This is a genomic window from Actinosynnema sp. NPDC059335 (assembly GCF_042752395.1).
Classification (GTDB): domain Bacteria; phylum Actinomycetota; class Actinomycetes; order Mycobacteriales; family Pseudonocardiaceae; genus Actinosynnema.
The window spans coordinates 17,142-28,605 of record NZ_JBHYXZ010000102.1 but is presented as its reverse complement, the minus strand read 5'-3'; the positions used below and the strand labels follow the sequence as shown (position 1 = coordinate 28,605).

The 11,464-nt window shown below is 75.1% G+C and carries 7 protein-coding genes; 3 read left to right on the top strand and 4 right to left on the bottom strand.

Annotated features, from left to right (window positions below; all coding sequences use genetic code 11):
* Positions 1 to 860, bottom strand: an 860-nt coding sequence (locus ACFXGA_RS27390) for a helix-turn-helix domain-containing protein (protein ID WP_378092600.1), incomplete at its 3' end; no start/stop codon positions are given.
* Positions 861 to 1,134: 274 nt separating this feature from the next.
* Between ACFXGA_RS27390 and ACFXGA_RS27385 the strand changes: the two genes are divergently transcribed.
* Positions 1,135 to 2,088, top strand: coding sequence for a hypothetical protein (locus ACFXGA_RS27385; RefSeq protein WP_378092598.1), 954 nt, complete (start codon positions 1,135 to 1,137; stop codon positions 2,086 to 2,088).
* Here ACFXGA_RS27385 and ACFXGA_RS27380 read toward each other — a convergent pair.
* The 3 genes from ACFXGA_RS27380 to ACFXGA_RS27370 are packed head-to-tail and all read right to left on the bottom strand — an operon-like array spanning position 2,063 to position 8,721.
* A complete protein-coding gene (locus ACFXGA_RS27380) occupies positions 2,063 to 2,923 on the bottom strand; it encodes a toll/interleukin-1 receptor domain-containing protein (protein ID WP_378092596.1) in 861 nt (286 codons plus the stop codon). The genes ACFXGA_RS27385 and ACFXGA_RS27380 overlap by 26 nt on opposite strands.
* Positions 2,907 to 5,528 (bottom strand): CHAT domain-containing protein, encoded by a 2,622-nt coding sequence (locus ACFXGA_RS27375; protein ID WP_378092594.1) that lies wholly within the window; start codon positions 5,526 to 5,528, stop codon positions 2,907 to 2,909. Before ACFXGA_RS27375 ends, ACFXGA_RS27380 begins: the two co-directional genes overlap by 17 nt.
* The gene (locus ACFXGA_RS27370; protein ID WP_378092592.1) at positions 5,518 to 8,721 is read right to left on the bottom strand and encodes a hypothetical protein; all 3,204 of its coding nucleotides are present in this window, start codon (positions 8,719 to 8,721) and stop codon (positions 5,518 to 5,520) included. The genes ACFXGA_RS27375 and ACFXGA_RS27370 overlap by 11 nt, the downstream gene beginning before the upstream one ends.
* Positions 8,722 to 9,119: 398 nt before the next feature.
* Here ACFXGA_RS27370 and ACFXGA_RS27365 point away from each other — a divergent pair, with 398 nt between their 5' ends.
* Positions 9,120 to 10,979, top strand: a complete 1,860-nt coding sequence (locus ACFXGA_RS27365; protein WP_378092590.1) for a hypothetical protein — start codon at positions 9,120 to 9,122, stop codon at positions 10,977 to 10,979.
* 359 nt (positions 10,980 to 11,338) lie between these two features.
* On the top strand, positions 11,339 to 11,461 hold the full coding sequence (locus ACFXGA_RS27360; protein ID WP_378092588.1) for a hypothetical protein: 123 nt from the start codon (positions 11,339 to 11,341) through the stop codon (positions 11,459 to 11,461).
* Positions 11,462 to 11,464 lie beyond the last annotated feature (3 nt).

The following is an 11,464-nucleotide window of genomic DNA, read 5'->3' as shown; positions in this document are numbered from 1 at the left end:
GACTTTTGGTGTTTTTGGTGGGTTTCGTTTTTGTTTAAAGGGGGGGGGGGGGCCCGCCCCCCCCCCCCCCGGGGGGGGGGGGGGGGGGGCCCGCGCCCCCCCCCCCCCCCGCGGAACAGCTCGACCGCCTGCGCGGTGGACAGCATGGCCACCGACACGTGCACCGCGTCGTCCAACGCGTTCAGGCGGTTCCTGCTGGTGATCAGCACTCGACACCTCGGTTCGGCCGGGAGTAGGGGGATGACCTGCCGTGCGCTGCGGGCGTTGTCGAACACGAGCAGCATCCGCCTGCCCCGGAGCCGGTCGCGGTAGAAGTTCGCCCGCCCGTCCTCGTCGCGCGGCACGTCCTCGGCCGGCACGCCGAGCACCCGCAGCAGCCGGTCGAGCACGTCGCCCCCGCTCGGCCCGCCGTCGCCGGGGGTGGACCCGCGCAAATCCAGGAACAGGCAGCCGTCCGGGAAGTGCGCCTCGGCGGTCCACGCGGCCCGCAGCGCGAGCGCCGTCTTGCCCACGCCCGCCATGCCGTCGAGCACGCACACCGCCGCCCGACCGCCGACCAGCACCTCCTCGATCCGGCGCAGTTCGGCCTCGCGCCCGGTGAAGTGCGACGTCACCGCCGGCAGACCGGAGAACCCGACCGGTTCCCGCGCCACCACCAGGGACGCCAGGGAGCCGGCCGCGCCGAGCGCGGTGTCGCACGCCAGCGCCAGTTCGCGGTTCGGCGCGGCGTGCCCGTTCTCCACCTTGCTCAGGTGGCCCTTGCTGTAGTGGACCCGCGCCGCCAACGCGGTGAGCGACAACCCCGCGGCCTCCCGCCGCAGCCGCAGTTGCCTGCCGAACTCCGCCGCCCGATCGGTCACCGGCGCATTATGGCCCGGCGGTCCGTCAGCCGAACGGGAAACCGCAGATCAACACCGTGGTGAAATGGGTGTGCACAGTCGTTCACCTCCGCGTTCGCCGGCGGCCGGACCTCTTTCCCGACCACCGCAAGGATGTCGGGCGCGGCCGGCCGGCGGCAGGGGTTTCCGGGCGCGGGAAACAACCGGAAACCCGGAAACACCGCCCGACCGGCCCCGGTCGCGGATCGGCTCGTGGCACCCTGTGCCGAGCGTCGGTGCGCAGGGGAGGTGCGGGGTGGAGATCAACGTGGCCGGGCTCGTCGCCGAGCTGAAGGCGCTGCGCAAGGGCCGGGGGATCGAGAGCGCCGACCTCGACGCCCGGGTCGGGCCGGCGCTGGGCCGGCTCGTCGGCGTCGCCGACGACGACGGGCCCGCCCAGGTGAGGCGACGGCTCCGGGACTGGCTCACCGCGCACGCCCGCGCCCTGCCCGAGGACCTGAAGGAGGCCGCGCACCTGGCGTTCGGCCTCGGCCACGACGCCCGGCTGCACCGGGAGCGGGTCCGGTCGCTGGCGCTGCGGATCGACCGCGACGACCGCACCGCGCGCCGGCGGATCGACGACGCGCTGCTGCGGATCGCGCAACGCGCGCTCGACCCCGACCTCCGCCGGCCCGAGCCCGACCTGCCGTGGCGCACCGCCGAGCTGAGCGCCGCCGTGGTGCTCGACCTGCCGGTGCCGGAGGTGGTCGAGCGGCGGCGCATCGTGGCCGAGCGGGACGGGCTGGACGAGATCGGCCTGTCGGTCACCGTGGAGCCGCCCGACCCCGGCCGGGGCCCGCTGGACGACGTCGGCCTGGACGTCCTCTACGGCGGCGTGCTGACCAGCCGCGCCCGCCAGTCCACCAACCGGATCGGGTTCGCGCTGCGCCCGCCGGAACCGTTGCGGCGCGACGAGGAGCACGAGTACGCGATCCGCATCAGGCTCTCGCCGGAGCGCGGCATCGCGCCGTACTACGTGTGCACGCCGCGCTACCCGTGCGCGGTGTTCCGGCTCCACGTCCGGTTCGGGCCCGGTCGCGCGCCCGGCGTGATCTGGCGGCTGCGGGACACGCTGCCGATCGAGCTGGGCGACCCGGAGTCGAGCCGGTCCCGGGTCGCCGCGGACGCCTGCGGCGAGGTGCACCTGACGTTCACCGACCTGAAGCCGAACCTGTCCTACGGCATCACGTGGGCCGACGGCGCGGGATGAGGTGGTGGAACGCCGAGTCCACCAGCGTCCGCACCATCTCCGGCGGCAGGCCGCCGGGCGACCCCGGCCGGTAGGTCGACTTCGCGAACGTGCCGTCCGGCCCGAACGACTCGACCCGCACCTCCAGGTCCACCGTGTCGCCGTCGGCGAGGCCGGCCACCGCCGCGGGCCCGTCCGGGATCGGCGTCCCGTCGCGCACCAGCCCGTAGTCGAACCGCAGGCCCAGCGCGCCGTCGAACTTCGTCTCCTGGTCGGGCAGCGCGAGCGCCAGCCGCACGGCGTTCTTCAGGTCCCGGCCGGTGGCCGCCGCGGGCACGTCGACCGCGTGCGCCACGGCCAGCGCCCGGTTGCGCACGTACAGCGTGATCGTCGGGCCGGTGGCGGCGGGCCGGCCGGGCGGCGGCAGCACCGGCGTGCCGACGGCGACGTCGCCCCGCCACACCTCGGTGAGGGTCGCCGCGACGCGCATCAGGTCGCCGCCCGCGTCGAGGTACTTGCGCGGCGCGAGCAGGGTCGGCAGCGGGGTGTCGTCCAGCCGGACCACGAACAGGAAGCAGCGCCGCTGGTCGAGGTCGCGGGCCAGCGCCGCGGTCCACTCGGCGGCCACCCACTTGCGGTTGACCGTGTGCTTCGACCACAGCAGCACGAAGAACTGCGACTCGTCGATGGCCCGGTTGATGGTGAGCAGCAGGTCCGCGCCGGGCTGGATGCTCAGCTCGTCCACGAACGCGGTGAGGCCGCGCGCGCCCAGCTCCTTGGCGAGCAGCCGGGCCGACTCGCGGTCGTTCCCGGCGAACGACAGGAACACCTTCGGTGGTTCAGCGGTGTGCGGCACGACGCCTCCAGTGGTCGGTGGTGCGGCGCAGCGCCCGGCGCACGGGCCCGGCCGAGGTCTGCCACCCGGGGTCGCCGTAGACGGTCCAGCAGGACCACCGCGCCGGGTGGTGTTGGTCGGACAGCGGTTTCCACGCGTCCTCGGCCTCGTCGTGGGCCTGGACGACGACGCGGTGGCGCACGACGTCGTCCTGGGCGCGTTTGAGCGCGACGTCACGCGGCAGGTAGCGGGTGTAGTGCTCGAACCGGTCCAGCACGGTCGCGGCGACCGCGTCGTCGGCCACCCACCGGGCCGCGACGACCGCCGCGGCGCCGGCCTCCAGGGCCGCCCGCACCAGACCGACCGGCTCGTCCCGGCCGACCCGGTTCGCCATCCCGGACTCGCACGCGCCCAGCACGAACGTGCCGCAGCGGCTCAGGTCGAGCCGACGCAGGTCGTCGGACCGCAACCGGCCGGCGGGGCCCGCCGGCCGGAGCTGGAGCCACGACCGGTCCGGGTCGTCCCGGTCGTGCGCGCCGTGGCTGTCGATGCGCACCCGGTGGTACGGGCGGCGCGCCAGCTCGGCACGCAGCCCCGCCGCGGTCGTCAGGTGCTCGGCGAGCACCTCGCCGCGGGCGCCACCCCCGGCCGCGCTGGGCAGCGCGCCCGGCGGGCGGACCACCAGCGCCCGGTCGCCGCGCCGGGACCGCGACCGGCGGCGCAGCGGCCGGCGCGCGGACAGGCACGGCAGGTCCGACAACGCGAAGCGGTCGCCGAGCCGCCGTCCCCCGGCGTCGGGCAGGACCAGGGCGGCGAACGGCACGTCGGACAGCACCCCACCCGCCACCACCGCGATCCGGTCGACCCCCGGCGGCAGTTCGGCCGCCAGCGGGGCCAGGCCGAGCAACCCGGCGATCCGGTCCAGGCAGCGGTCGAACTCGCCGGTGTGCACGCCCAGGTCCAGGACGTCCGCGCCCCACCACGCCTTCAGCCCGGTCACCGCCTCGACCAGCCGCTGCCGGTCGACCGGCGTCGACCAGTGGCGGATCGTGCGGCGACCGAGCACCACGTGGTGCACGCGGTCCGGCGTGGCGTGCAGCATCCACACCACCTGGGACCTCGGCAGGTCCCGGGTCACCCCGCCGACCCACCGCCACGCGCCGTCCAGGTCGCTGACCCGCGGCAGGTCGCGTGGCGGGGCGGGCCGGTCGGACCGCAGCACGTCCAGGATCGTCGCGCCCCGCGCGTGCTCCACCGCGACCGCGATCCCGGCCACGGCGTGCCGCCGGTCGTCGGTCACCGCGTCGTGCGCCGCCCGGATGCGCTCGTCGTGCTCGTCGGCGGCCGACAGCAGCATCCGCGCCCGCAGCTCGTCGCCCTGCAACCGCGCCACCCGCTCCTCCAGCCGGTGCGCCTCCACCCAGCACGCGTCCGCCCGGTCGTCGTCCCCGAGCTTGAACAGCGCCCGGCCGAGCAGCCGCAACGCGTACTCGCGGACCTCGGTGAGCGCCGTCGAGGACGCCCGCGCGGCGGCGGCCTCCCAGTGCTTGACCGCCTCGTCGAGGAACGCGGCGTCGCCGGACCCGCGGTGCCTGGCCCACTCGTGCTCGCCGGCGGTCAGGTGCCAGATCGCCGCGTCGTGGTCGCCGTTCGCCTGGTCGCGCAATTCGACCAGCAGCTCCTCGGCCTCGGCCACCCGCCCGGCGAGCACGAGCCGGCGGGCGTACTCGACCCGTCGCCCGAACCGGGGCGAGCCGGGCGGTCCGGCCGGCCCGTCGGGGAAGAGGCGGTCCGCCTCCTGCCGCGCCGCGACGGGGTCGGGCGCCTGCGCGGCGGCCTCGACCAGCAGCGGGCGCAGCCGCGCGGCCAGCTCCGGCCGGCGGGTCAGCCACGCCGTCGTCACCAGCTCGGCGAGCACCGGGAACCTCAGCGCCGGGTCGACCCGGGTGCGCTCCAGGCAGTCCTGCAACGTCCGGCACGCCTCCCCGTACCGCAGCTCCCGCCGCAACGCCAGGGCGCGCAGCAGGTACTCGGCCGTGGTGCGCGGCGGCGGCCCGGCCACCGCGTCCGACACCGCCGACGCCACGCCCTGCCGCACGGCGAGCGCGAGCAGGTCGCCGTCGACCCCCGCCACGCCGCGCTCGTGGTCCAGCCGCAGGAACGCGGCGCGGGCCCCGGTCAGCTTCCGCTCCGCGAGCGGGAGGTCGCCCCGGTCGGCCGCGACCAGCCCCTCCAGCCGCAGCAGCCGCGCGTGGTCCTCGGCGTCGAGCGCCCCTCCACCGACGAGCGCGGCCCGGACCGCCGTCACGTCGGCCCCCGCACCGGCCTGGTCCCCGGCGGCGGCGCGCACCTCGGCGCGCAGCAACCGCAACCCGACGTGGTCGTGGCCCAGCGGCTCGGCGTACTCCGCGCACCGCCGCTCCGCCGCCGTGACCGCGCCCAGGGCGAGCAGCGCGGCCACGTGGTCGAGCGCGACCGCCTCGCGGAGCACGTCGTCCGCCAGCTCGAACACGGTCTCGTAGGCGGCGTCCACCCGGCCCGCGTCGGCGCGGTCGACCGCCCGCCGCGCCGCGCCCAGCGCCCGTCCGAGCGCGCCGTCCGGGTCGACCTCGAACTCAGTCCTCATCGCACCCGGCCGGCTCGTCGTCGGTGTCCGGGCAGACCAGGAGGATGGTCGCGCCCGCGCCGGCGGTGACGTCCCGGCCCGGCGCGGCGGTCGGCGCGGGCGAGGCCGACACGGTGGTGTTGTTGCCGGTGCCCACGGGGCGGACCGCCCGGTCGAGCCGCAGCCACTCCGCACCGCCGTGCGACCGGACGTCCGGCCGCGTCACGACGTCGAGCGCGGCCGAGCCCACCACGACGGCCTCCCGCACCCGCACCTTCAGGTCGCGCGGGATCGCGGCGGCCACGATCCGGCCGTGCTCCACGGTCAGCGAAGCGCGAAGGCCCTCGTGCGCGTACACGTCGCCGGAGGACTGCTCGACGGCCTCGCCCAGCGTGATCGTCCGTCGCGGGCCGACCTGCAGCGGCCCGCGGTCGACCAGCAGCGCCACGTCGCCGTCGAACCGCACCACGACGTCGCGGGTCGCGTCGCCGACGAGGGCGGCGCGGACCCGGATGGACCAGGCGTCGTCGGGCCACAGGAGCCTGACCTCCGCCTCGCCGACGAGCGCCAGGCCGTCCTCCGACAGCCGGACCGGCCGGAACAGCCCGTCCCCGGCCGCCGCCGCGGCGTCCCTCGCCTGGAGCACGTGGGGCAGCGCGGCGGTCAGCGCCATGCCCTCCGGCGTGGCGTCGAGGACCGCGTCACCCGCCGGGTAGCGCGCGTGGCCGTCCACCAGGTGCACGGTGGACTCCCGGCCGTCCGGCGCGGTGACGCGCAGCGACCGGGCGTCGGCCGGCGGCCGGTCCGCCGGCACCGCGACAGCGGCCTGCTCGGCGGCGGCGGGTGTGACGTCCACCCAGCCGTCGGCGGGCGGGTCGCCGTGCCGGTGGATGGTGCCGTAGTAGAACCGCGGGTCGCCGCCGCCGGGGCTGGGCGCGCCGAGCCGGAACGTCACGTCGCCGGGCGGCGGCTGGTCGCCGCCGACGCGCACCGACCACTGGCCGTCCACGCGGTGCTCCACCGCGCCGCTCGCGTCCCGGAACGTCTGCAGCACACCGTCCTCGACCGGCGGCAGGGTGTCGCCCGGTGACGCGGCCAACCGGTTCTGCAGGGAGTCGAGCAGGGTGCGGGCCCGTTCCATGACCCCGCGCCGCCACTGCACCGTGACCACGCCCCGGTCCTTCACCGCGGTCAGCTCGCCGCTGTCGTGGCCGAGGTCCGAGAGCCGCTGCGTGACGCGGCCGCCACCGGCGTCCACCTCGTGGCGCACCGTGCGCTCGCCGTCCAGCACGAGCTTCAGGCCGCCCAGCGACACCACCTCGCGCGGGCTGCTCCGGGTCGTGGTCGTGACGGTGTCGCCCCGGGTCTCGACCTGGTGCTCCACGCTCGCGGCCACGGTTCCGTCGGCGTCCCGCACCTCCCGCTTCACCGTGCCGGAGCCGGTCGCGGTGTCGAAGCTCGACCCGCCGCTCACGCCGGCCCGGTTGACCTGCGCGGGCAGGTCCGCCCGGCCGGCCTCGCCGCCCTTGCGCGAGATCACGTCGCCCAGCGACACGCCGCCGGAGATCATGTGGTAGCCGCAGCTCTCGAACGTCCGCGACGGCGCCGGGACCACCGCCTCCTGGGTGGCCGAGGGCGGGGTGACGAACCGGATCGGCGACCGCTCCCGCAGGTCCTGGTTGCCCGCGTACCACTGGGCGAAGGTGAGGTCGGACCGGATCTCGGAGTCGTCGAGCTGCGGCAGCCGGGCCGAGGTCTTGGCGACCAGCCACTCCAGCGCCCCGCTCCACCTCATGATGTGGTCCAGGCGCTGGTACTGGGGCTCGTAGTCGGCCACCGCCTGGTAGTGCCGGTCCCACCACTTCAGGCCGCGGCCGAACGCGTAGCTCGGCTCGACCTCGCCGCCGTCGTCGCCGTCGGACCGGGAGAACAACCGGGTGGACTGCGCGCCGATGCTGATCGCCCGGTCGTCGAACGAGAACGCCGCGTCGTTCTGCCCCAGCCACAGCCGGCCGCTCTCGCTGAGCGTGGTGGTGTCGCAGTGGCTCCACGGCGTGCGCGCCTCGGGGTCGGGGACGAACCCCGCCACGGCCTGCGCGGGCACGCCGGTGCCCACGCCGTTGGCCCAGTCCTTCGCCACGTAGTCGGTGTAGAAGAGGGTGGCGCCGACGGTGGTGCCCGCCAGGCCGCCGTCGTAGCGGGCCTGGCTGTAGACCGACCGGCCGTTGATCGCGGCGAGCAGGGCCCAGAGCTGGACCCGGTCGTCGGTCAGCCCGAGCTGCCCGAGCTCGGCCGCGGACAGGCCGTTCCCGTACAGCGCCAGTTCGACGTACGCGGCCAGGTCGTCGGACGACGTGAACAGCGAGCCGTCCCAGTAGTCGCCCAGCACGCGGTCGACCAGCTCGCCGCTGACGTTCGGCAGCACCGCCCGGAGGTCGTCGGCGGTCTCCGGCGGACCCGGGTCGAGCGAGAAGCCGGGGGTCGGCGAACCCCGCAGGTAGCCGCGCTGGAGCGTGGAGACCTCCTCCAGCGTCAGCTTGGCGTCGGCGACGTCGGGCCAGTTCCAGCCGGACGCCACGATCCCGCCGTCGCGGGTCTCCAGCGTGGAGAGCAGTTCGGTCCGGTCGAGGAAGTCCTCGAGCGCCGCCCGGTCGTCCACGCGCATCGACACGTAGCCGTGCGCGGCCCGGAAGTCGGCCGACGACATCGGCTCCTCGGCGGTGATGTCGATCGTGGACGTCTCGGCGTGCACCGCGTACGGGTGGACGCGGACCTGCCGCGGGTCGCCGCCGGAGTCGGTGCGGTGCTGGTCCAGCAGCTGCCCGAGGGTGCGGGAGCGGTGCGGGTCGTCGCGCGGCACGAGCAGGTGCAGCGTCTCGCCGTCGAACAGGGCCCGGCCCGGACCGGTGTCCTGCCGGGCGAGGTCGCTGAACCCGCCGTCGCGGATCGGCAGCGTGTCGTAGGCGGTGTCGCGGAAGGCCGCGGCGCCCAGTTCCAGGTGCGCGGCGAGCGCGGTGCGCGCCCAGTCCCGCAACTGCTCCTGCGCCTCCACCTGGTCCAGCGCGCCGAGCCGGTCCGCGGCCGCCGCGTAGGACATCACGAAATCGGCCGACTCGGGCGGTCCGGGCGCTGGTTCCTCCGGGCCCGACGTGCAGCTCGCGAGCACCAGCGCCGCGAGTAACAGGGTGATTGTCGCGTGGAGCCGAGTGCGCATGGCGGCGGTCCTCCGGCCTGCGGGAATGGCACGGGTGGAATGGTGATCGACAGCATAGCCGCGCACGATCGGCCCTCCGGCCGCCTCGAATTCCTGTCACTTTTGTGTCCGCAAGTTGTCCGGCGGGCGCGATTCGCACGGGGTTCGCCCGATTCGTGCGGACAACGCCGCGGCGGTGTGGTCCGCCGAGCTGTGCAAACCCGAAAGGGGAGCGGCCGATCGCCATCCGGGTGGACGAGCGAGACCCGTGCGGGAATGCGATCACGCTCGGCGTGCGCCCGACGCCGCCGACGGGGTGAACCTCCACCACGGACCGGCGAACCCGATCGCCCGGCTTGAGGTTCCCGGTCCGGGCGGTGGCACGCTCCGACGCACACCGAAGTCGAGGAAAGGACGCCATGAGCGGGCACTCCGACGGGTCGCGGCAGGCCGATTTCCCCTACGGCCCGGACGACGCGACGTGGTCGTCGTTGTTGACCTCGGCCGGGTTGGGGGACGGCCGCGCGTCGGTCATCGCCCAACCCGCCCAGGACCCGCGGGAGGTCTACCCGACCGACCCGGAACTGGAGATCGGGGAGTTCGAGATCCCCGCCGACGGCTTGAGCCCGCAGCAGCGCAAGCGCGCCCTGAACCGGCTGGAGACCTACCTGGTCGGCAAGCACGCGACCATGGTCGGCTTCCAGGGCAACCAGGACATGGCCCACTACCAGCAGGACCTCGCCCGGTTCCTGGAGTTCCACCTGAACAACATCGGCGACCCGTTCCAACAGGGCAACTACAAGATCAACACCAAGATCGTGGAACGTGCCGTGCTCGACCACTACGCCTCGCTGTGGCGCGCGTCGTGGCCGTACGACGCCGACAACCCCGAGAGCTACTGGGGTTACGTGCTGACGATGGGGTCCACCGAGGGCAACCTGTACGCGCTGGCCAGTGCCCGCGACTACCTGTCGGGCAGGAAGCTGATCTCCGAGCCCGGCGAGGACGGGCGGGCGGTGTCGCAGATGGTGTTCGTGCAGGCCCCGTCACCCGCGACCGGGGACGACGGCGCGCCCGGCCGGGACGACAACGCCTACCGGCCCGTCGCGTTCTACTCCGAGGACACCCACTACTCGGTGATCAAGGCCGTCCGGACGCTGGCGATCGACACCTTCGCGGCGGTGGGCAGGCGGGAGTACCCCGGGCAGTGCCCGATCGCGGACGAGTGGCCGATGGAGGTGCCGTCCAAGGGCGGCGCGGACGGCAGCGGCGAGATCGACGTGGACGAGCTGGAGCGGCTGGTCCGCTTCTTCGCCGAACGCGGTCACCCGATCCTGCTGCTGCTCAACTTCGGCACCACCTTCAAGGGCGCGTACGACAACGTGGAGAAGGTCGCGAGCCGGCTCGTGCCGATCTTCGCCGAGCACGGCCTGCTGGAGCGCGAGATCGAGTTCGAGCCGGGCCACACCGACCGCCGCCGCGGCTTCTGGGTGCACGTGGACGGCGCGCTGGGCGCGGGGTTCATGCCGTTCCTGCGGATCGCGGCGGCCGAGGAGCGCGGCAGCGAGCTGGCGATCCAGCTCCACCGGGAGATCAAGGGCAAGATCCCCGAGTTCGACTTCGGGCTGGAGGTCCACGGCGTCGACGTGGTCAGCTCCCTGGTGATGAGCGGGCACAAGTGGCCGGGCGCGCCGTGGCCGTGCGGCGTGTTCATGACCAAGAACAAGTTCCGGGTCGAGCCGCCCGCGAAACCTGCCTACACCGGGTCGCCCGACACCACGTTCGCCGGGTCGCGCAACGGCCTGTCCCCGCTGGTGCTGTGGAACCACCTGGCGTCCAAGTCGATCCGCGAGCACGCGGCCGCCGCGGTGCGGGCGCTGCGCGTCACCCGGTACCTGGAGAGCTCGCTGCGCGAGCTGGAGGACCGGCTGGACCGGGAGGACCGGCTGCCCGAGGGCGGCCTGTACGTGGACCGCAGCCCGATGGCCCTGACCGTGCGCTTCCGGCAGCCGAACGACGCGGTGGTCGGGAAGTGGTCGCTGTCCTGCCAGCCGATGCTGATGAACTCCGGCGAGCTGCGCCACTACGCGCACGTCTTCGCGATGCCGTCGGTGACGGAGGAGAAGGTGGACGCGTTCATCGAGGACCTGTTCGCGGAGGGCGCCTTCGACCGCCCCGAACCGGAGCCGCGACCGGAGCGCCGGGCGGGCGCGCCGACCTTCGCCGCCGACGTGCGGCCGCTGGCCCTGGTCCCGGTCATCGGCCGCGGGTTCCAGTGACGGCCGGCACGTCGCAGGACAGCCCGCCGCGGACACGGCGGCAACACCCGGCGGGCCGACCGCCGCGGCCGGGTGTCGGGCGCCGGCCGCCGGGCGAGGCCCCGATGGGCAAGGACGGCGCCGGCGTGCCCACGGCGGCGGGCGCGGGTGGGTCCCCGACGGGCGCCGCCCGACCCCCTGCCGGCGCCGAGCCGCTCCCGCGCGGTCGGGTCGCGCCGGTCCGCCCGCACCCCGCCCTGAGCCGTTCCCCGACGTGCACCCGGAGTGACCGAACCCGTTGGCGCGACCCCCCTTGACCGTCACGGGCGGGCGGCGCGACGCTCGGCTGTCGTTGCCGCTCCCACCGAGGGGACCCGTCCATGACCCGGACCGAGTCCGAACCCGCCGACAGACCCCGTGCCGCCGCGCCGGAGAACCCCGGCGCGCGCCCCCTCTACCGCGACGAGTACAGACAGATCCAGCGCGACGGCCGGGAGATCTAACAG

Coding starts and splice junctions, on each gene's coding strand:
- ACFXGA_RS27365 (WP_378092590.1), top strand. CDS start 9,120: ATGAGCGGGCACTCCGACGGGTCGCGGCAGGCCGATTTCCCCTACGGC.
- ACFXGA_RS27375 (WP_378092594.1), bottom strand. CDS start 5,528: ATGAGGACTGAGTTCGAGGTCGACCCGGACGGCGCGCTCGGACGGGCG.
- ACFXGA_RS27370 (WP_378092592.1), bottom strand. CDS start 8,721: ATGCGCACTCGGCTCCACGCGACAATCACCCTGTTACTCGCGGCGCTG.
- ACFXGA_RS27360 (WP_378092588.1), top strand. CDS start 11,339: ATGACCCGGACCGAGTCCGAACCCGCCGACAGACCCCGTGCCGCCGCG.